17 protein-coding genes are annotated in these 22073 nt (G+C 35.6%); 7 read left to right on the forward strand and 10 right to left on the reverse strand.

Annotation, left to right across the window (positions count from 1 at the left end; genetic code table 11):
* Positions 1–82: 82 nt before the first annotated feature.
* Entirely contained in the window at positions 83–2752 is a 2670-nt protein-coding gene (locus C8D70_RS18460; RefSeq protein WP_110368286.1) for an MGH1-like glycoside hydrolase domain-containing protein, read from the forward strand.
* Between the two features lie 14 nt (positions 2753–2766).
* Here C8D70_RS18460 and recO read toward each other — a convergent pair whose 3' ends face one another.
* Genes recO through C8D70_RS18480 form a run of 4 tightly spaced genes read right to left on the reverse strand, consistent with a single transcriptional unit; the run spans position 2767 to position 7427 of the window.
* Positions 2767–3453, reverse strand: coding sequence for a DNA repair protein RecO (recO, locus tag C8D70_RS18465; protein WP_076596685.1), 687 nt, complete (start codon positions 3451–3453; stop codon positions 2767–2769).
* The gene (locus C8D70_RS18470; RefSeq protein ID WP_076596686.1) at positions 3453–5717 is read right to left on the reverse strand and encodes a hypothetical protein; all 2265 of its coding nucleotides are present in this window, start codon (positions 5715–5717) and stop codon (positions 3453–3455) included. The genes recO and C8D70_RS18470 overlap by 1 nt, the downstream gene beginning before the upstream one ends.
* Before the next feature lies 1 nt (position 5718).
* Positions 5719–6669 carry a bifunctional metallophosphatase/5'-nucleotidase gene (locus C8D70_RS18475; protein WP_110368287.1) on the reverse strand — a complete coding sequence of 317 codons (951 nt, stop codon included), beginning with the start codon at positions 6667–6669 and terminating at the stop codon, positions 5719–5721.
* Positions 6670–6671: 2 nt separating this feature from the next.
* On the reverse strand, positions 6672–7427 hold the full coding sequence (locus C8D70_RS18480) for a 5'-nucleotidase C-terminal domain-containing protein (protein ID WP_076596688.1): 756 nt from the start codon (positions 7425–7427) through the stop codon (positions 6672–6674).
* Between the two features lie 107 nt (positions 7428–7534).
* Here C8D70_RS18480 and dapA point away from each other — a divergent pair, with 107 nt between their 5' ends.
* The 4 genes from dapA to C8D70_RS18500 all read left to right on the forward strand — a co-directional run bounded on the left by dapA (position 7535) and on the right by C8D70_RS18500 (position 10421).
* Positions 7535–8407, forward strand: a complete 873-nt coding sequence (gene dapA, locus C8D70_RS18485; RefSeq protein WP_110368288.1) for a 4-hydroxy-tetrahydrodipicolinate synthase — start codon at positions 7535–7537, stop codon at positions 8405–8407.
* Positions 8408–8601: 194 nt separating this feature from the next.
* Positions 8602–9105 (forward strand): GNAT family N-acetyltransferase, encoded by a 504-nt coding sequence (locus C8D70_RS18490; RefSeq protein WP_110368289.1) that lies wholly within the window; start codon positions 8602–8604, stop codon positions 9103–9105.
* A 295-nt stretch (positions 9106–9400) separates the two neighbouring features.
* Positions 9401–9982 carry a helix-turn-helix domain-containing protein gene (locus C8D70_RS18495; RefSeq protein ID WP_110368290.1) on the forward strand — a complete coding sequence of 194 codons (582 nt, stop codon included), beginning with the start codon at positions 9401–9403 and terminating at the stop codon, positions 9980–9982.
* Positions 9975–10421, forward strand: a complete 447-nt coding sequence (locus C8D70_RS18500; RefSeq protein ID WP_076596692.1) for a response regulator — start codon at positions 9975–9977, stop codon at positions 10419–10421. The genes C8D70_RS18495 and C8D70_RS18500 overlap by 8 nt, the downstream gene beginning before the upstream one ends.
* A 613-nt stretch (positions 10422–11034) precedes the next feature.
* Here C8D70_RS18500 and recG read toward each other — a convergent pair.
* From recG to C8D70_RS18530, 6 genes are all read right to left on the reverse strand, one after another.
* The gene (recG, locus tag C8D70_RS18505; RefSeq protein WP_110368291.1) at positions 11035–13122 is read right to left on the reverse strand and encodes an ATP-dependent DNA helicase RecG; all 2088 of its coding nucleotides are present in this window, start codon (positions 13120–13122) and stop codon (positions 11035–11037) included.
* Positions 13123–13287: 165 nt separating this feature from the next.
* A complete protein-coding gene (locus C8D70_RS18510; protein ID WP_110368292.1) occupies positions 13288–13821 on the reverse strand; it encodes a thioredoxin family protein in 534 nt (177 codons plus the stop codon).
* A 41-nt stretch (positions 13822–13862) separates the two neighbouring features.
* Positions 13863–15374 (reverse strand): peptide MFS transporter, encoded by a 1512-nt coding sequence (locus tag C8D70_RS18515; RefSeq protein WP_076596695.1) that lies wholly within the window; start codon positions 15372–15374, stop codon positions 13863–13865.
* A gap of 23 nt (positions 15375–15397) precedes the next feature.
* The gene (locus tag C8D70_RS18520) at positions 15398–16387 is read right to left on the reverse strand and encodes a YhcG family protein (protein ID WP_317047801.1); all 990 of its coding nucleotides are present in this window, start codon (positions 16385–16387) and stop codon (positions 15398–15400) included.
* Between the two features lie 61 nt (positions 16388–16448).
* The gene (locus C8D70_RS18525; RefSeq protein ID WP_076596697.1) at positions 16449–18203 is read right to left on the reverse strand and encodes a peptide MFS transporter; all 1755 of its coding nucleotides are present in this window, start codon (positions 18201–18203) and stop codon (positions 16449–16451) included.
* A gap of 134 nt (positions 18204–18337) precedes the next feature.
* On the reverse strand, positions 18338–19993 hold the full coding sequence (locus C8D70_RS18530) for a peptide MFS transporter (protein ID WP_076596727.1): 1656 nt from the start codon (positions 19991–19993) through the stop codon (positions 18338–18340).
* Positions 19994–20258: 265 nt separating this feature from the next.
* On the opposite strand from C8D70_RS18530, the gene C8D70_RS18535 reads away from it, so the two are divergent.
* Positions 20259–20441, forward strand: coding sequence for a hypothetical protein (locus tag C8D70_RS18535; protein ID WP_110368293.1), 183 nt, complete (start codon positions 20259–20261; stop codon positions 20439–20441).
* Between the two features lie 70 nt (positions 20442–20511).
* A complete protein-coding gene (locus C8D70_RS18540; protein ID WP_110368294.1) occupies positions 20512–22071 on the forward strand; it encodes a vitamin K epoxide reductase family protein in 1560 nt (519 codons plus the stop codon).
* The last annotated feature ends 2 nt before the right edge of the window (positions 22072–22073 follow it).

Consider the following 22073-nt stretch of genomic DNA (forward strand, 5'->3'; position numbering starts at 1 on the left):
GAGTTCAAGGTTTAAAGTTTTCAGGTTGTTCCTAGAGTTTGAAACGGAATTAAATATTACTCATTACTCATAATTATCGCTTATGTCGGAAAAACAGAGAATTTCAGATGTTTCATGGAAAAAATGGGGTCCCTATGTCAGTAACCGTGAATGGGGACTTGTTCGTGAAGATTACAGTGAAAACGGAGATGCGTGGAATTATACCAATCATGACACCGCAGAAGCCAAAACATACCGTTGGGGCGAAGAAGGAATATGCGGAATCTGCGACGATCTCCAGAAGCTTGTATTTTCTGTAGGATTCTGGAATAAAAAAGATAAAATGGTCAAAGAGCGGTTTTTTGGACTCACCAATGGACAGGGAAATCATGGTGAAGATGTGAAAGAATATTTTTACTATCTGGATTCTACCCCTACCCATTCCTATATGAAAATGCTGTATAAATATCCTCAAAATGCCTTCCCTTATGAAGACCTGGTAAAAACCAATGCGCAGAGAGGAAAAGAGGATGCTGAATATGAGTTGATTGATACCGGAATTTTTGATTACAATGAATACTTTGACATCTTTATCGAATACGCAAAAGAAAGTCAGAACGATATTCTTGTAAGATTAACAATAGTCAATAAATCTGAAAAGGAAGCGCCTCTGATAGTTCTTCCGACTGTCTGGTTCAGGAATACCTGGAACTGGGGATATGATGATTATAGACCACAATTGTCTGCAGAAGATGCAGATCATATTAAAATCAATCATCAGGATATCGAGGTTAAAAACGTATATGCAAAACAATCTTTAAAAACATTATTCTGTAATAACGAGACCAATAATGAAAGGCTTTACCAGTCTTCCAATGAGTCGAAATACTGTAAAGACGGGATCAATAATTTTGTAATGACGGGAAATTCTCAGACTGTGAATCCTCAAAATACAGGAACTAAAGCTTCTTTCTTTATGGATGAAGATTTTAAAGCAGGAGAATCGAAAATATTTGAATTCAGACTTTCAGATAAAGAGGTAAGGGAACCTTTTAAAGATTTTGATGCTCTTTTTGAACAAAGACAAAAAGAGGCAGACGAGTTTTATGCAGAAATTCAGAAAGGAATTGCTTCGGACGATGAAAAACTGGTTCAGAGACAGGCTTTTGCCGGAATGCTTTGGAATAAAATGTTTTATCATTACAATGTAGAAAAATGGCTGAAAGGTGATCCTGCAGAAATACCTCCGCCAAAATCCCGGGAGTCAATAAGAAACTTCGACTGGAAGCATCTTAACAATGAACACATTGTTTCCATGCCGGACAAATGGGAATATCCATGGTATGCAATATGGGATCTGGCATTTCATACCATCAGCTTTTCACTGATAGATCCCGATTTTGCAAAACATCAGTTAAAACTCTTTCTGTTTGAATGGTATATGCATCCCAACGGACAGCTTCCCGCTTACGAATGGAACTTAAGTGATGTGAATCCTCCTGTACATGCCTGGGCGGTTTTCAGAGTATTTAAAATTGATGAATATTTAAAAGATAAACCCGACCTGGAATTTCTGGAAAGTGCTTTCCAGAAGCTATTGATGAATTTTACCTGGTGGGTGAATAAGAAAGACCTTAACGGTAATAATATCTTTGAAGGAGGATTCCTGGGACTTGATAATATCGGTGTTTTTGACAGGAATTCTGTTTTGCCCAACGGAGAACAGCTGGAACAATCGGATGGAACAAGCTGGATGGCCATGTTTGCTCTGAATATGATGAGAATTGCCCTGGAACTGGCTCTTTACAATAAAGTGTATGAAGAAATGGCGATGAAATTCTTTGAACATTTCCTGTCGATTGCCCATTCACTGGATAATATGGGTGATGAGAATTTCAGTCTTTGGGATGAGCAGGATGAATTTTTCTATGATGCAATAGCTTCCAGTGACGGAACTCATATGTACCTGAAATTAAGAACAATTGTAGGATTGATCCCGATGTTTGCCGTTGAGGTCATCGATGATGAAATGATTGAAAACCTTCCCAATTTCAAGAAAAGAATGAAATGGGTACTGGATAACAAGCCTGAATTGGCTTCTCTGGTTTCAAGATGGGAAGTGAAAGGACAGGATTCCAAACACCTTTTGTCTCTGCTTCGGGGACATCGCTTGAAAAGACTGTTAAACCGAATGTTGAATCCGGATGAATTTCTCAGTGATTACGGAGTAAGAGCTTTATCCAAAGAATATGAAAACAATCCCTACACATTAACATTAAATGATACGGATTACAGTGTAAAATATACCCCTGCAGAAAGTGATAGCGGTCTTTTTGGAGGTAACAGCAACTGGCGCGGTCCCGTGTGGTTCCCTATCAATTTCCTTATTATTGACAGTCTTCAGCGCTTTTTTTTCTATTACAGTCCGGATTTTTTAGTGGAATATCCTACGGGAAGCGGTAATTATTCAAACCTCGATCAGATTGCAGATGCCTTAAACAAGAGACTCGCCAAGATATTTTTAAAGGATGAAAATGGGAAACGCCCGGTTCATGGGCAGTATAAAAGATTTCAGAACGATCCGGATTTTAAAGATTATATCCTGTTCTATGAATATTTTCACGGAGACAACGGCCGTGGAGTAGGAGCTTCCCATCAGACCGGCTGGACGGGACTTATTGCTAAGATTCTTCAGCCCAGATTTTCCAAAAAAGAAATGGCAGCATCTGAAACAGAAATACCGGAGGATATTGGAAAAACAACAGGAAAGTAAAAAGATGATCTGGTTTACTCAAATATCTGCTGAATAATTTCCAGTGAGGCCGGAGTTTTGAAATCCGTGATATGGTAATGATAATAGACCAAAAGACTGTCCAGGAAATCTTTTCTTAAAGAAGGATGGATTTTTGTGGCATAAAAATCTTCTGCACAAAGCGCTTCTTTCCACAACAAGGAAATTTCTTCATTGAAAAGCTGATGACTTATTCCCGGAGAAAAAGTTCCGGTCTCCGGATCTAAAAATCTGCCTTCACTCAATAATGGAGCTACACCCTGAATTTTTAAAAAAGAAAGCAAAAACAGAAGATGTGCCTGATAATTTTTATTCGTCAGCTCACTGATAAGATGATCAATTCCGGAATAGATCGGAATATTTTTATTCTCATGCTTAAGAATATGGCTCAGAAAATCTGAGATGAAGAAAATGACGGTATTGACCTTGATGTCTGTATAAATATCATTGTTTTTTACCAGTTCAAACTTTGAAACAGACGGGATTCCGTTGCCCCGCGATGGATTTACAGAAAAATTGAGCTGGCTCAGCGGTTGAAGCAAGGCTTTCTTTTTATTCTTTTTGGAATAAATTCCCTTCAGAAAATAGCTTTGAAAACCCTCTTCTTCTGTAAAACAATGCAATACAGCATCATTTTCTCCATATTTTATAAATGAAAGTAAAAAACCGTTTTGAGAATTCATTAATTAACCACTCCTATTTTGGCGGTAGCTTTATCAGATCCGTCTTCATTCGTCATCAGGACAAAATAAATCCCTGAGGCTACTCTTGTTCCTTTCTGATTATTCATATCCCATTCATAATATCCTCCGCGTGCTACGGCTGAGTGCACTACATTTCCTGCAGCATCTACAATTCTTATATTGGTTTTTTCTGCAAGACCCTTAATGGTTACTTTTCCTTTGAAGTTAGAATAAACAACAGGATTAGGATACACTACAACATCCCCGAAATTAGACGTTACATCTGCAACATCGCCCTGATACGTTACAATACCATTATACGTTACAAAATATACTTTACCCGTTTTCTTATCAATCTTTATATCGGTAACACTATTCGTAGGAAGAGGTGAATTTTCTTTTGTAAAATGTTTTATGGTTCTCTGACCGTCGGCAGACAGATAATAAACACCACCACCATCAACAGATACCCACTTGTAATCACCTGCATCTACCGCAACCTGAAGAATTGCTGACTCTCTGAAAAGCTCTTCCCCCAAACCATTCTGCTCTATAACTATAGGCTCCACTTTAGGCTGAGCGCTTTTTATTTCTGATGCTGCGTTGGACATGATCCTCAGACCACCGTCTGTACCGATCCATGCATCACCAGCCTTATCAAATGCTACAGATAAGATTCCTCCTGAACTGTTAAATCCATTAGCCGTTCCCAGGATATAATCTGAATCATCGGAAAGGTTAAGAGCATTTTTATAATCATATACCCAGAAATTATTAGATCTTGGCAGAGGTGTCCAAAGCATGTTTTCATGGTAAAAAGTCTTTTGTATACCATCACTGGCAAGAACTATTTTCTTGATGAGAAAATCATCAGATGCTTTATCGTAAATTCCTATAGAAGGGTTTCCATCGTTGAATCCAAAAGAAACAAAGAGATTATTTTGTGGGTCTACAGCAAAACCTACAGGACGTCTGAGGTAAGGCTGTGCCCCCAGATTATAATATTTTACCAGTTCAAAATCTTTACTTGTCGCATTATATTTCATTTTGTACACTCCGTTATCCAACATTGTATAATTGGTAAAGAGCACTTCATTACTGTTATAAGGACTTATAATAGCATCCAGTACATTGATGAAAATGGGACGATTGGGATTACTTTTATTGAAAAATGAAGGGTAAATCCACTCTGTACCATTGAAATAATAAAATCCCGGTTCTTGTGGCTGAATAAACGGATGGTTGTAGTTATTGGCTCTGGCGCCAGAGGAAACTAAAAGTTGGTTATTATCAAAAAGATTGATATTATACGCAAAATTGAAGTAAGGGCCGGAAGGTTTAAAAGTATTGTTCCCTTCATCCTTAATCCCCGATAATACCGTTCCGCCTAAAATCTTTCCACCGGCTGTTAATGCAGTATTACATTCTTCACCAAGGCTTACTGCATTTTGCGATACTCCATTGATTCCATAAGTATATACCCGGTTATCTGTCACCACAATACTATTAGAAGTAATCACCAGATCCCTGATTTTTTCAAAAGTAGTAGGAAGTTGTGTTGGTGTACCGTTGTTATAAATATAAGCTGCTGTAGCCGTTGAATACACCAGTTCTGATTCTGAATCTATATGTTTGAAAGCTCCCGGAGCTTCCGTTGTCCAGGTAGAAAATACCGGAAACGTAGTATTCATTTGATGGCTTTTCAATCCAGTATCCGTTACAGAATATACTTTATTTCCGAATATCGTGGCTTCATTACTTGCCTGATAAACACCACCGGAAAGGAAAAATGCAGAATCACCAAACTCTTTATTCTGAAGGTTAAATATGGAAACTCCATATCCAACTGAAATGACAGCCTGATCTCCTGTTATGGAAATATGGTTGATCTTTTTGTTCCCGTTATATCCTGTAGCAATAGGAATATCAACAATATATTTGATTTCCTGTGGCGTAATGACGTCCATAGACCCGTTTTCATAACCGATAAGTCCTGTTTTAGTCTGCGGATTATAATCGAAAGCAGTAATTCCGATATTATGCAGCCCATTGGCTTTGGATAACTTCGTAATTTCTCCTGTTGATATTGTATAATAGAATATTCCGTTTTGAGTGGCTGCAATGATTTTTCCGTTGTCTTCTTTCATGGCTAAGACATTATTATAGGAAAACAGATCTGCCCATTTTTTGGATGAAATAACCTGAGCTTTTGTCAGCTGCAGGGATGCTAAAATACCAAGAGAAATTATAAAGAGTTTTTTCATATTATGCGGTTATGCTGCTATCTATTACCTGATTGTTCCAGGAAATATGCTGTACGTTTTTGTTTGTATCAAAATAAAAATCTATCCTGCCTAAAAGAAGGCCTGCCCATCCTACCTGGTTGACAAGAACATTTTTGCCCTGTCTGTTGGTAAAGTTCTGAGGTTCCGGTAAGAATGTATGAGTATGGCCTCCTAAGATAATATCAATATTTTCCGTATTGGCGGCTAAAATTTTATCACTTATTTTATCAGGTTCGTCTTTGTAGTCGTAGCCGATGTGTGAAAGACAAATCACAAGATCACATTTCTGATCTTTCTTCAGGAAATTTGAATAATGCTGCGCTACATCAATCGGGTTGGTATAAACGGTTTCTCCATATTGTTTTTTGCCTACAAGGCCATCCAGCTGGATTCCCACCCCGAAAATTCCCACTTTTATTCCATTCTTGCTGAAGATCTGATAAGGAGATGTTTTTCCGTCGAGAATGGTGTTTTTAAAGTCATAATTGGAACAGATAAAAGGAAACTTCGCATTGGGAAGAACTTTTAAAAATCCATCAAGTCCATTATCGAAATCATGATTTCCCATAGTAGAAGCATCATATTTCATCATAGACATTAATTTGAATTCCAGTTCACCTCCGAAGAAATTAAAATAAGGAGTTCCCTGGAAAATATCTCCGGAATCAAGAAGAAGAACATTGCTTTCCTGACTCCTGATCTGTTGGATTAAGCTTGCCCTTCTTGCAAAACCTCCCTGATTGGGATTTTTTGTATAGCTTGCATCAAAAGGCTCTATTCTGCTATGTTGGTCATTAGTATGTAGAATAGTCAGTTTATTTGCAGATTTTAAATTAAGAATTTTTAATTCCTCCGCCATCATCATATTAGGAGCTAAAGCCATTGCTAAAGATCCGCTTCCTATTGCTTTTAAAAAACTTTTTCTATCCATTATTACTTCCCTATAAAATGTAAACGAACATCCGAATTGACCACCACTTCAGGTGATTTTTTAAAATAATCGATAAATAAATCTCTCATTTTAATACCTGTTGCAATAGATTCTCCTTTAGCAAAGAATTTCATATTGTCTCCACCCAGCGCAAGATAGTCTGATGTGGCAATATAATAATCTTTCTCCGGATCTACTGTGTAGCCGTTAATTAAGGATTTAATTACCTGTCCGTTTTTTGTTTCAATATATAAATGAGAAACAGGATTGTTGACCTGCGTTTTTGCATAATACTCAAAAAGCCCCTGTAAATCTGCTCCTTTCATTTTTACAATGACCACTTCATTTTCGAAAGGCATTACTTCAAATACATTTTTAAGTAAGATATCTCCTTTTCCGATAGTGGTTCGGATTCCTCCGATATTGATCAATGCAGCGTCTACGTTTTGCTTAAGATGAGTTTTGATCCATTCATTACCTCCTTCAAACGTATAGTCAGCTAAAAGATTGCCCAGATTGCTGTTATCGCCCTGTTTGGTAAGATCCACATTGGTATGCGAGATCTTCTGGTTCATTTCTTTATCCAGTTTCTGCTTATAAGGTTCGATAAATTTTACAAACTCCTCATCATTTTTTAGCTCATTATTAATAGAAATATTTTTCTGCGTCTTTACATTCACAAGCTGCGGCGCAGAAGCCGTTTTGCATGCAGTAAGCGACACCAGAGCAATTCCCAGTAACAAGAATTTATTTTTCATAATCTCTTTTAGTATATGCAAATATAACTATATGTATAATAAAACATTATTATTTATTACAAATTCTTACTGTAAATTATTAAATTTGGCAAAAATAATTCTAACAGATGAGCATTTTAAAAGGAGTAGGTGTTGCATTGGTAACGCCCTTTAATGAAGATTTATCCGTTGACTTCGACAGTTTGACAAAACTGGTGGAGTACAATATTGAAAACGGAACCAATTATTTAGTTGTATTGGGAACAACGGCAGAAGCCGCAACGCTTTCTGCAGAGGAGAAGAAACAGGTAATTGAGCATATCATTAAGGTGAATAATAAACGTCTTCCTTTAGTTTTGGGAATTGGCGGTAACGATACTCTTGATGTCAAGAAACAGATTGAAGAAGCAGATCTTTCTGCATTTGAAGCCGTACTTTCAGTATCTCCCTATTATAATAAACCCAACCAGGAAGGTCTTTATCAGCATTATAAGGCATTAGCTTCCACAGGTAAAAATATTATCATTTATAATGTTCCATCAAGAACAGGGCAAAATGTAGAAGCTGATACTACGCTTCGTCTTGCAAATGAATTCCCGAATTTGTTTTTAATTAAAGAGGCGGCACCGAATATTCTGCAGTATTTTGATATCCTCAGAAAGAAGCCTGAAGGCTTTTCTTTAGTTTCCGGAGATGATGAATATACATTGCCGGTAACATTAGCCGGTGGAGATGGTGTAATTTCCGTAATCGGGCAGGCCTATCCTAAAGAATTCTCTACGATGGTACAGCTGGCTTTCGAAGGTAAGGTAAAAGAAGCTTATGAAATCCACAACAAACTTGTAGATATTACCCGTTTGATTTTTGCTGAAGGTAATCCTTGTGGTATTAAAGTAATACTTACAGAAAAAGGAATCATCAAAAATTATCTTAGACTTCCTTTGGTAAAAGCTTCGGAAGGTCTTCATGCAAAAATTAAGGCTGAAATGGCTAAAATTTAACTAATGATTATGAATGGTTATTGGAAATGAATAATGCTTTTCCGGTACATTTTAACATTATAGTAAGCATATTAAGGTGAAAGGTGATATACTTTCACCTTTTTATTTCCACATCTGATGGGATTAAAGATTATTCGGTGAAAATTTTCATCAACTTTGCATTTGAAAATTAGAATAAAAAACAAATTTAGAATATGAAATTAATAGAAGCGAAAGAAAAGGATATTCCTTTAATCCAGGAATTGGCAAGAAGATCGTGGGAGAATGCTTATGCAGGAATTATTTCAGATGAACAGATCAATTATATGCTGGGAGAGATGTATTCTAAAGAAGAAATTTCAAAACACCTCGATAATCCAAATTATCATTATTATTTAATCTTTAACGAAAATAATGCTTCTTTCGAAGGCTTTATTGGTTATGAGCATGGCTACGAACCGGATACTACAAAACTGCACCGCATTTATCTGGTTCCGGAAAGTAAAGGTAAAGGATTCGGAAAAAGAGCTATTGATTTCCTGAAGAGAAAACTTTCTGAAAGCAATGACATAAGAATCATTCTCAATGTAAACAAGGAAAATAGCGCAAGAAAATTTTACGAATCCCAGGAATTTAAAGTTTATAATGAGATGGTTTTGGATATTGGAAATGGCTTTGTAATGGATGATTATCAAATGGAATATCTAATTCACAAGTAATTGACTTAAAATTTTGTAACTTTATCCTGTAATTCTATAACAAGTGATTTCTTTTTTTGATTCATCTTTGCTTCAGAACCAAATCACTTATACAATACATTCATATGCTTGGTTTTGAGCTGAAAAAGCTTTTTATCAGTATATTTTTTTCATCCTTAGTGTTTAAATTCCTGTATTCTAAAATACAGGAGTTTTTTCGTGTATAAAGTGAAATATTAAAAACATGCATCTATTTCACGTTTAATTGAAATAAATTGTTATATTTACTCAATAATATTGGCTTATATATACTAGGATGAAAATGTATGTTAAATTTGATTTCAATGCCCTTTGTAAAAAGGTATTGGACGAAAAACTTAAAGAACACGGGCTGAAGTACAGGTTACTGAACTTCGGTGAGGTGGAATTCTATGAGCCCCTTACACAGGAACAGCACAATCTTTTTAAGAAAAATCTTGAAGAGTATGGTATTGAGATCATAGAAAGCCAAAAAAGCGCGCTGGTACAGAAAATAAAAGATGCTATTGTGGAGCTCGTTTTTTCTGATGAAATTGTACCGGTAAAAGCCTCCATCTATATTTCTGAAAAGCTGAATCACAGCTATGGATATCTTTCCAATCTTTTTTCGGAAGTTGCTTATACCTCTATTGAGAATTTTATTATTCTGCAAAAGATTGAGCATGCAAAGGCTTTGATCATAAGAAATAAACAAAGTCTTACAGAAATTGCCCATAAGCTGAACTACTCCAGTGTAGCCCATTTGAGTACCCAGTTCAAAAATACAACAGGAATTACACCATCCCAGTTTCAAAAAATTATAGGCAGGCGAAGAAGAGCACAAAGCAAGGTAATAAATCCTAAAATGCAATATGAATAAAGAATTTCTGAACGTAATTGTAGCAGATAACGATCAAAATACTTTGATTTTTTTTAAAAATATTTTGAAAGAGTTAAAAATCTCTATAAAAGTTCAATGTTTTAGTAATGGGAACAATCTTATGGAATATCTGAATAATGACGATGCGGTAGTGCCGGAACTTGTTTTTATCAATTATATGATTCCTGGAAAAGAAAGTATGGAATGTCTGGAAGATATCAGTTCAAACTCAAAATTCAATAATATGGTGACGGCTATTTTTTCTGAGCCGATTCCGGAAAGTGAAATAGAAGATATTTTTGTAAAAGGAGCTCATATTTTTATGAAAAAACCGGAGTGTTTTGAGAAGCTTAAAAAGGTGCTTTCGGAAGTGATTACTATCAACTGGCAGTATCATACTTCAGGATTGAATAAAGATAATCTCATCTTGAAAGTGTGATGAGTAAAGGATTTATTAATTAAATGTTAATGATTTTTTAATCGTATTTACAGCATACTATTCACGAATAAGTGAAAATTTTATAACTAATAATTAAAATAATATAAAAGGCATCTGAATTAATATTCTGACATTTGTAAAAGTAAACTCAGACACAAATTTCATTATATAGTAGAAGATACAGATGAATGGGAAGTAATTGTTTCTTAAGAACAAAATTTTATAAATCACGATGTTAGTTAAACAAAATGGATTATACTAATTTTCCAATTTTAAAGCACAGAAGATCTTTAAACAAAACGGTACAATCATGAAAACTCAATAAGTAGCTGGAGGTATTTTTATTCGTTTCATTCCCTCATCTCCACCGAAACACAGTTAGTTTTTATAATAAGCAAGTTGGAAAAAATAATTCATTTTGTTTTTTTTATAATTTATTTTAATAGTTATGGTTTTAGCTCATTATTATATTGTTATATAAATATTTTCACACCACATCACAAAATATTAAGCCTGAGCTATTAAAATAAATTTTTTTTGGACACACCAAAAGTAATTTCTTCTAAAGAACAGTTTTATAAGGGGGCCGCAGGAAGTTTTTTCTGCGGTTTTTTTATGATATTTTACTCCACTTATTTTTTCCTCTGTAGTATCTGATATAATAGTTTTTGATGATCATATTGTCAGGTCTTGAAAGCATAGGATCTGCTTCAAGGATTTTCTCTACCGTATTTTTTGTTGTTTTGATGATCGCCGAGTCATTAATAAGATCCAGCCTTTTAAAATCTACTACACCACTTTGCTGAGTACCCAGTATGTCTCCGGGACCGCGAAGCTGCATATCCACCTCAGAAATTTTAAAACCGTCGTTGGTCTCAGTCATGGTTTTAATACGCGTTCTGCTTTCTTTTGATAATTTATCGGAAGTCATCAGAATACAGTAACTCTGTTCAGCACCTCTTCCCACACGTCCTCTGAGCTGGTGAAGCTGTGATAGTCCGAACCTTTCCGAGCTTTCAATTACCATTACTGAAGCATTCGGAACATTTACTCCTACTTCAATTACCGTTGTTGCAACCATTATTTCAGCTTTTCCGGAAGCAAAATAAGCCATAGCAGCATCTTTTTCGTCCGGTTTCATTTTTCCGTGAAGCATGGTGACGTTATATTCTGAGAAAAACTCCATAACATGCTCCAGGCCTTCCATCAGATTTTTATAATCCAACGTTTCAGATTCCTCAATAAGAGGATATACGAAATAAACCTGTCTGCCCTTTCTAATTTCATCTTTACAGAAATTATATACATACAATCTGTCTTTTTCCCTGCGGTGAGCTGTAATAATAGGCTTTCTTCCCACGGGCATCTCATCAATCACGGAAACATCCAGATCAGAATAAAAACTCATAGCCAGAGTTCTTGGAATAGGAGTGGCGGTCATCACCAGAATATGAGGCGGAATCTTATTTTTAGCCCAAAGTTTGGCCCTTTGGGCAACTCCGAATCTATGCTGCTCATCAATAATGGCTAATCCCAGATTTTTAAATTTAACCTTGTCTTCAAGAACAGCATGAGTTCCTACCAAAATAGAAAGTGTCCCATTTTCCAGTTCTTCATGGATAATTCTTCTTTCAGCTGCTTTGGCAGAACCTGTAAGAAGACGGATATTAATTCCTGTTTTTTCCAACAGCTCTTTGATACCGTGGTAATGCTGCTGGGCAAGAATCTCCGTAGGAGCCATCAGACAGCTCTGAAATCCGTTGTCCATCGCAATAAGCATGGTAAGAAGGGCAACCATCGTTTTTCCTGATCCTACATCTCCCTGCAAAAGCCTGTTCATCTGAATAGGCCTTTTCATATCCATTCTTATTTCCTTCAAAACCCTTTTCTGTGCATTGGTAAGCTCAAAAGGAAGATGGTTTTCATAAAAATCATTAAAATGATCTCCGATTATCGGGAAAGGATTACCATGAGACTGTGTTTTATGATGAAGCTTTTTAAAGCCATATCCTAACTGAAAGAAGAATGATTCTTCAAACTTCAATCTGTAGTCCGCTTTATCAAAATGTTCCTGGTCTTTTGGAAAGTGAACATTCAGAAAAGCGTGCTGTCTTGACATGAACTTGAATGTTTTCATCAGATATTCCGGAAAATTTTCTTCAATAAGATTGGGAATCTCCCTGCAGATATTTCTTAAAGCATTCTGGAAAAACCTTTGATTTAATCCTCTTTTGGTCAGTTTTTCAGAACCCGGATAAATAGGTTTAAGACGAGTGTCTCCTTCTTTTTTTTCTTCCGCTTCAATTTCCGGATGCGGCATAGAAAACTGACGGTTGAAAACATTGATCTTTCCGAAAATATAAACTTCCCTGTTGATTGGAAGCTGTTCTTTTAACCACTTGGAATATTGAAACCAAACCAGATCCATACTCCCGGTTTCATCATTGAATTTTGCAGATAATCTTTTGGTTTTACCCGTCTGAATTTCCTGTACCTGAGTAATTCTTCCCTTTAGCTGAATTTCCTGGCTGGTTTCTTCTCCGAGCTGAGAAACGGTATAGATCTTACTTTTGTCCAGATAACGGATAGGGTAGAAATTCAACATGTCTTCTACAGTAGATAAGCCCAACACACTTTTAATGAGTTTGGCTCTTTCCGGACCTATTCCTTTTACATATTCTATGGAGGTTTCGAGATTCATTGTCTGATTTCAGGATGCTGTTTTTCGAATTTTAAGATTCTTATTTCGGATCATAAAAATAAAGGTTCGAATTTCGGCAAAATAAGAAAGACTTCCAAAAAATTGGAAGCCTCTATAGTGATTTTTTAGCATTGAAACTGAAAATCTATGTTTCAAAGTTCTGAATTAATCTTTGATCTTAGATCTGAATTTTTTCTGGTAATCCTCCCATTGTTCTCTGGTCTTGATCTTTTTAAACAGTTCTTTGGAGATCAGTTCCAGATAGGGTTCCAGTTCTTTGGCAGATAATTCTCCCTGCAGAATGGTGATGGGATCGCCATGCTCATCCAGAAATACTGTGCTTGGGACAGCTCCTACATTCATATATTGGGTAAACTCATGTAGAGAATTTTTTCCTTTTTTATGTTCAGTATTGGGATTTGAAAATGTTCTTCCGAAAATTTCAATACTCTTTTTTTCTTCCGCATTAAATTTTACTGGATAATAATTCTCATTTAAAATCTGAGCCAGTACAGGGTGGCCGTACGTTTTTTTATCCATGATTTTGCATGGACCACACCAGTCTGCATAGAAATCAATCAATATTTTTTTTTGATTTTCTTTTTGAGCTTTTAAAGCCTCCTCAATGGTCATCCACTTTACCTGTGCAAAACTGATATTTAATAAAAGTAAGAGAACTATGCTTAAAATTTTCTTCATATTGTGATATTTAGGTAAAAATAAGCATAATTACTTATTTTCTATTTTACATCCTGCATTAATTTTTTCACGTACGGAGATATCAAAATTAATACCACTCCGGCAATTACCGCATACAATCCCAATTGTTTATATCCATCAGTATAAGTGATTAATTCATCATAGTTGGTAGATCCTTTTTTTGCCGTAGCAAGACTGGCTCCGATAATCCCGGCAACATACTGTCCGTAAGCCGAAGCAAGGAACCACATTCCCATCATCATTCCCTGAAGGTTCTTGGTAGAAAGTTTTGTCATGATAGATAATCCGATAGGAGAGAGGCATAATTCTCCAAGTGTAATGATTAGCAGTGCCAGTGTGAAGAAGTTCAGTGAAGTGATTCCCTGAAGGTCTGCAAACAGACGTGTTGCAAACAAAACATAATATCCTAATCCTAAGAAAATAAATCCTAATCCGAATTTGATGATTGTGTTGGGTTCAATTTTTCTTTTGTTCAGCCAGATCCAAAGAAGCCCGATCAGTGGAGCAAGGAAGATAATAAAGAAAGCTCCTCCTGAATTATTTACACCATTTGGATCTAGTCCTAAAAGATCCTTATTCAGGTTCTTAGCTGCGAAAATACTTAAAGAACCCCCACTTTGCTCATAAATTCCCCAGAATATGATTGAAAATATAATGAATACTAAAGCAGCCCAAAGTTTTTTGCGCTCAGAAGCGGTTACTTTAGACATTTCATAGAATAAATAGATTAAGGTTAATGGCCCGATGGTCCACATAAAATAATCTGTATATTCAGTTTTAGCAACCATAGTCATAATGATAGGTACAAAAACCAGTGACAAGGCATAGACTCCATATTCTTTCCATTTTGGTATTGGAGCTGTTTTTTCTTCTGCTAAAGGATGTCCAGGCTGTAAACCGATAGTTCCTAATGTTCTTTGCGTAAATACAAAGTTAATTAAGCTTATCACCATTACTATTGAAGCCAATCCGAAAGCAATATGCCATCTCATTTCTTCTGCAATAATGTTGCTTAAAAATTCTCCTTTACCAATAGCAATACATAAATAACCTCCTAATAATGCCCCAAGATTAATTCCCGCATAAAAAAGTGAAAAGCCTGCATCCGCTCTTGAGTCATTAGGTTTATAAAGCTGTCCTACCATAGAAGAAATATTAGGTTTAAAGAAACCTGTTCCTACTACAGTGAATGCTATTCCTAAGAAAAAGAATTTGTGCGGATCGGTAGCAAGAATTAAACTTCCTACGATCATCAGAAGTCCGCCCCAGAAAAGGGATTTTCGGAATCCTAAAATTTTATCGGCAAAAAGACCTCCTACAAAAGTAAAGGCATATACGAATGCCTGAGTAGCGCCATATTGAAGATTGGCTTCTTTTTCATGGAAATTAAGCTGAGAAATCATAAAGAAAACCAGCATTCCACGCATTCCGTAGAAACAGAAACGTTCCCACATTTCAGAGAAAAAAAGACTCCAGATTTGTCTGGGATATTTTCCTTTGAAATTTTGTATTTCATCTAAAGTTAAGCTCATAATGATATATGATTAAATTCTAATTAAGGGTTTTTATCTTTCTGATCCAGTTCAAAGCGGATTCTGTCCTGGTCAATAATTTGTTTTAATTCTTCTTCTTTTGGGAGGTACAGCAGGTATTTGCTGGCAAATAAATTGTTTTTATCATTCAAAACGGAGTATTTTACAATGGTCTCATCTTTTTCTGAACATAATAAAATTCCAATGGTTGGGTTATCTCCTTCACCGCGTTTCAGATCATCATACATTCTTACATACATATCAATCTGTCCTATATCCTGATGAGAAAGTTCTCCTGTTTTTAAATCAATAATGACAAAGCATTTTAAGATGTAATTATAGAATACAAGATCGATGTAGAAGTCTGATGTATCCGTAGAAATATGTTGTTGTCTCGCTACGAAAGCAAACCCTTTTCCAAACTCCAGTAAAAACTTTTGAATATGATCAATAATGGCTGTTTCAATTTCTTTTTCAGAAAATTGTTCATCAGCTTTTAATCCAAGAAACTCAAAAATATAAGGATCTTTTAAAACACTGTGAATAGTTTCCGGAGAAGATTTTTTATGTTCTAAAACCCTTTCATAAGCAAGCGAATTGATTTGTCTTTTAAGATCCCTGTAATTCCAGTTATTTTGAACGGATTCATTGATATAGTAATTCATTTTATCAGCATTGTCAAGCCTTATCAGTAATCTGTAATGGGTCCAGCTCAATTCGTGACGCAATGCGTCACATATTGGAAATGCATGATAAAAAGAGCGCATGTTTCTTAAGTTACTTTCATCAAACCCTTTTCCAAATTCTAAGGTAAGCTTCTGAGAAAGTTTTTTCAGCGTATATTTTCCGTATTCTGCCCGTTCTTTTCCTTGTTGTTCATCTTCAACAATCAATTTTCCAATCTGCCAGTAAGTGAGCAGCAGCGTAGAATTCGCTATACGAAACACTTTTTCGCGCGACTGCCTAATGATTTCCTTTACGGATTGGAATAAAGAATCTTCGGAAATTTCCATCATACGAAAATAAAAAAAACCTCTGACTTAGCAGAGGTTTTATGATATTTTGTTGATACAATTAGTTTACACCGTGCATCATTTTCTTTAAGATAGGTGAAATTAAGCCTAAAATCACAGAAGCAATCCCACAAAGTACTACGAATACCATGAAGAATTCAAATAAATTGTGAATTTCAAATCCTACAAAAGTAGGGTTGTGTAATGGAAGCTGAGCTTTATCAAAAGCTGCAACCTGATCAGCTGTCAGGGTTACTTTTTTATCTAAAACATCCTGTAGATTAATACCCATTTCTTCAGCCTTTTTGAACTTATCACCTGTAGCAGGGATAAGCGCTCCTAATGAACCTGCCAATGCATAACCAGCAGCATTAGAAATAAAGAAAACACCGTATAGTAATGAAGCAAATCTTTTTGGAGCAAGCTTACCAACCAATGATAGACCAATTGGAGAAAGGCAAAGCTCACCACATGTTTGAATGAAATATAATAACATTAACCATTTGATGGCTAATAATCCTGAGTTTCCAAGATCTTTTACATTGTGTGCAATAATAAAATAAGAAAGAGCGATCAGTGCTAATCCCATCGCTTGTTTGAACGGAGATACCGGCTCTTTTCCTTTAGCTCTTAACTTGTCCCAGCATAAACTGAAAGGAACCGCTAAAAGAACTACGAAAATACCGTTGAAGATCTGAACCATTGAAGGCGGCATATTCCATCCGAAAATGTTTCTGTCAGTCTGATTGTCTGCAATAAACGTTAATGAAGATCCTGCCTGCTCAAACGCAGCCCAGAAGAAAATAATAAAGAATGATACAATATAGATTACCCAGATTCTTTGTCTTTCTACCTTATTTTCAGCAGAAGACATAATTAAGAAGGCAAGAGCAATACCAGCTGAATAGATGAATGGATAAATGATCCCTTTAATCAACTGTCCCATTTCTACGGAGTTGAATCCAAACTCACCTACAAGAAGGTATCTGAAAATGAAGAATAAAACAACAAATATTCCTCCGGTGATTCCTAAAGCCTGACCTGAGAATTTGGCAGTTTGAGTTTCTCCTTCTTCGAAGTCAGCGCTTGTATTGTTTTTTGGTAATCCCCCGATTGGTCTTCCCTCCGGAGTTACTACATATTTGTTTTTAAGGATAAAGAAAGTTACAGTCCCAATTACCATTGCAATAGAAGCTGCCAAGAATCCCCATTTGAAAGCAAAGATATCTCTTACCCCAGTTGCAGCATCTTTTACGTCTCCTAAGTATGGACAGATAAACTGACCTAAGAATGCTCCAATGTTGATCCCCATATAGAAAATGGTAAAAGCAGAGTCCAGTTTAGATTTTTCCTGCTTTGGATAAAGACTTCCTACCATTGAGGAAATATTCGGTTTGAAGAATCCGTTACCGAAAATGATAACGAATAATGCCAGCCACATGATAAGTTTAGCACTTCCAATATCTGCTGAGAAAGTAGAGGCACTGATGAATAATAAGAACTGGCCGATAGCCATTAAAGATCCACCAATGATGATAGCGTATCTGTTTCCTATATATTTGTCAGCAATAAATCCTCCCAAAAGAGGGGTTAAATAACATAAAGCCAGAAATCCACCATAGATGATCGCTGCATCAGCTTCTTTTATTAATAAGGAATTTACCATGAAGAGCGTCAAAAGAGCTCTCATTCCATAAAAGTTGAAACGCTCCCACATTTCTGTTCCGAAAAGAACCCATAATCCTTTAGGATGCCTGGAATTCTTATTCTCTACAAATTCATCCGGTTTCGGACTCAATGCTTCAATATTATCCATTTCTATTGTTAATTTTTGTTAAGACTGACAAATATAGTTTATTTTGGGTTTTTGGCAAGGTTTTAATTTTATTTTTAAATAAAAAAGCTGCGGGACTAGTCCGCAGCTTGGTTATCGTTATAATATTGAGCATTTTAATGCCCTTTTTCTGTCATGATTTTATTCAGTCTCTTTAACATAGAAAGGCCCAAAAGTGTAGCGAATATTAACAAAGCGAAGTTAACAAGGAAATAATTCGTTTTGTTTTCGTAGCTGTACCATGTACTGGCCAGGATTCCTGAAAGCTTATTTCCAACAGAGTTAGCCAGGAAGAATCCTCCCATCATCAATGCTGTAATTCTTGCAGGAGAAAGTTTAGATACAAAAGAAAGTCCCATTGGAGATAAACATAATTCACCGATGGTAATCACTCCGTAGCTGGCCACCAGCCATAGAGGAGAGACTTTTACAGATCCATTATCTCCGGCTATCACTGCTAAAACCATCACCAGACAAGAAAGTCCGGAAATAAATAATCCTAAAACAATCTTAGTTGGTGTTAAAGGCTCTTTGCCTTTTCTTCTCAATAATGCCCAGAATCCTACGATAACTGGAGTCAAAGCAATAACCCAGAATGGATTGATAGATTGGAATAATTCTGTATTGTAAAGATATACTTTGTTTTCCGGATTTTTCTCAAGAACCGCACGCTGTTCAGGGGATATGTTTTTAAAGTAAACATCTTTCCCCATTTCCTTTTTAGTTTCTCCATTATCATCTTTTTGAGAACGGAACTGATTGTCATAAACAGGGGTTTCTTTATCTTCATAACTTTTCCCTTCCACCATATAAATTCCTTCCAGTGGCTTTTCAAGAGAAGCAGGAACACTTCTGTCGGTATAATAATTCGCCCATCTTGTTAAAGCTGTACCGTTTTGTTTGAAAACAGCCCAGAAGAACATGCTGATCAGGAATACAGAAAGTAATGCTCCGATAGATGCTTTTTCATCCGGCTTAGCTTTAAAGTAAAGAGATGCATAAAAATAAATCACGGGTATACATGCGAAAATAAAGGCATCTGTACTGTCACTTCCGAAAATATTCCCAGGAATAAACCAACCTATTGCTCCGGCAACGATAGCAGGAACAAATACTTTGATCAGAATTTCTGAAAGCTTGGTATCGCCTTCCTGTACAGGTTTCATCTGTGCAGCATGGATATAATGCTTTCTTCCTATTGTAAAAATAACCATTCCGATAAGCATTCCTACACCCGCAGTGATGAAAGCTTCACCCCAACCGAATTTATTACGCATAAAAGCCGCAATAATATTACAGATAAATGCCCCGATATTGATCCCCATATAGAAGATATTATATCCGGAGTCTTTATTCGCTTTGTAAGGTTCTTCAGAATAGAGATTTCCTAGTAATGTTGAAATAGTAGGTTTAAAGAAACCATTTCCGATGATAATTAATGCCAGAGAAGCATAAAACAAAGGCAAATCTTTAAAAACACCCATTCCTATATATCCTGCAGCCATTAAAAAACCTCCAAGATAAATAGATTTAATATATCCTAAAACCCTGTCTGCCAGGAACCCTCCAATAAATGGAGTCAGATAAGTTAAGGCAATATAAGTTCCGAAAATGTCATCAGCAGTTTTATCCGGAAGTCCAAGTCCGCCTTTCATGCCTGTAGGCTCAATAACATAGAGAACAAAGATTCCAAGAATCAGGTAATACCCGAAACGCTCCCACATTTCTGTGAAAAAGAGATAGGGCAGCCCTTTAGGATGTTTAGTCTTCATATAATCAATTTTCAAATTTCCCAAAAATAGCTTTTTAATTTTAATTGATAAAATAAATAATACGCGTATAAATGATTAATGAAATAAATATAAAATTTTAAGTATAAAGAGTGATTTATATTGCTGAATTTAACTTGTACACAGAATGTAAATAGTGTAAATAACGGCTTGTACACAGAATATACAAATTAATTTCTCTGTTAAGTGATATTTGTTTTCTAGTTTCGAAGTGTCAATAATGACATGTAATTAAAAAACATTTATTATGAAAAAGATCAATTTAAAAAAGATGAAAGGAATTTTATCAAGAGAAGAGCAGAGAACAATTAAAGGAGGGAAGATGGCACCTGATGCATATGGAGGATGTGGATGTACGAATGCAGCTTGTGCCAATACCCATAATGGGAATGGTGATTCTTATTGCAATGGTACTTTTTGTTGTGGGTAATCAATGTAAATCTTTTAAAATGGCAACAGGAAACTGTTGCTTTTTTTTAATATAAAAAGATGCTTTAAAAATGACACGCCAAAGTTATATTGCTGTTATCAATTATCTGGATTATAATGAAATACATATTGATAGGGATGAGTTTGAACTTCAATTGGAAGGACATCCCGATTTTCCAAGCCTTCTTGCATTTTCTGATGCTTTAAGCTTTTTCAATATTGAAAATTACAGTTACAGAATTAATAATGACGAAAAAGATATTTTGCCTGAGGATTTTCTGGCTTTAGTAGAAGGAGAGTTGGCAGTGGTGAGTAATAAAGATAATAAAATAACAGTAAATGGTTCTCAAACGGAAGATTTTTTTTCGGAATGGGAAAATATAATACTTATTGTAGAAAAGTCTGAAGAGCAATCTTATACAAAATCAAAACTTGATTATACATACATCAATTGGGGAATTGTAACGCTGCTGTTTCTGTTCCTTTTCGTATATGATGATTCTAATCTGGTTTTGAAACTGATCTTTGCGGCTACCGGACTTATCGGATTCATCTTTGCCCATGAAGCTTATAAAAAGACACATGGTAAAGGAACATTCATTCCGGTTGGAGTATGTAAAAGCAATTATCTGAATACGGACTGCGACCTGGTTTTTAATTCGAAAAAATGGAAGATTTTTAACAAAATAGATTTATCTGAGATTTCACTGCTGTTTTTTACCAGTCAGATAGTCTGTTTTATTTTATTTGGTCTGATAAAAAATATTGAATTCTTTTTTGAGATCTATCAATATGGGTTATTTGCATTCATACCCGTTGCTTTCTTATCCTTATTCTATCAGGTATTTGTTGTTAAAAAATACTGTCCTGTCTGCATGGTAATCATAGCCTCAGTATGTATTCAGTTGATAGCAGCCAATCTTATCTCCTTTACAAGTAAAAAACCGGACATCAGTGCTGTTCTGTTTTTAATCGGGAGCTTGGGTTCACTCATTGTCTTGATTAATTTTAGAATAAAAAATAAGAAGGAACAGAAAGACGAAAATACCCTAAAAAGAAATCTGAAATTCAGAAGAAACTACCAGTTTTTCAAAAATAATTTGTCTTTGCAGAAAAGGTTGACCAATGAAGATTTTTCAAGCGCTTTTGTGTTTGGAAATGAAAAAGCAGGTGGAACTTTAACCTTTGTCACCAATCCTTTTTGTAAGCATTGTAAAGAATTTTACCCTGTTTTTCTAAAGCTGGTAAAAAAGTATTCTGATGAGTTGAGAATCAACATTTTCTTTGATATAGACCTTAGCAGGGATGATCCGGATAATAGAACGGTTCATGTAAATCTTACCAATATTTACATCAATAGCGAAAATAAAATAGCATTTCTGGAAGCGTTAAGCGGCTGGTATGACGTTCAGGGATATAGTGAAAACAAAAGTGGCTGGTATCAAAAATATTCTAAATATTTTGGAAACTCAGAGAATGCACTTGCCTTATTAAAAGGACATGAAGAGTGGGTAAGCAGCAATGGGATACATTTTACACCCAATATCTTTATCAATGACACGGAATACCCGGTTCAGTATGAAAGAGCAGATCTGGAGTTCTTTATCCCGGAATTATTATCTGAAAATTAAAT

It is taken from the genome of Chryseobacterium sp. CBTAP 102, assembly GCF_003201365.1.
In the GTDB taxonomy this organism is placed as follows: Bacteria; Bacteroidota; Bacteroidia; order Flavobacteriales; family Weeksellaceae; genus Chryseobacterium; species Chryseobacterium candidae.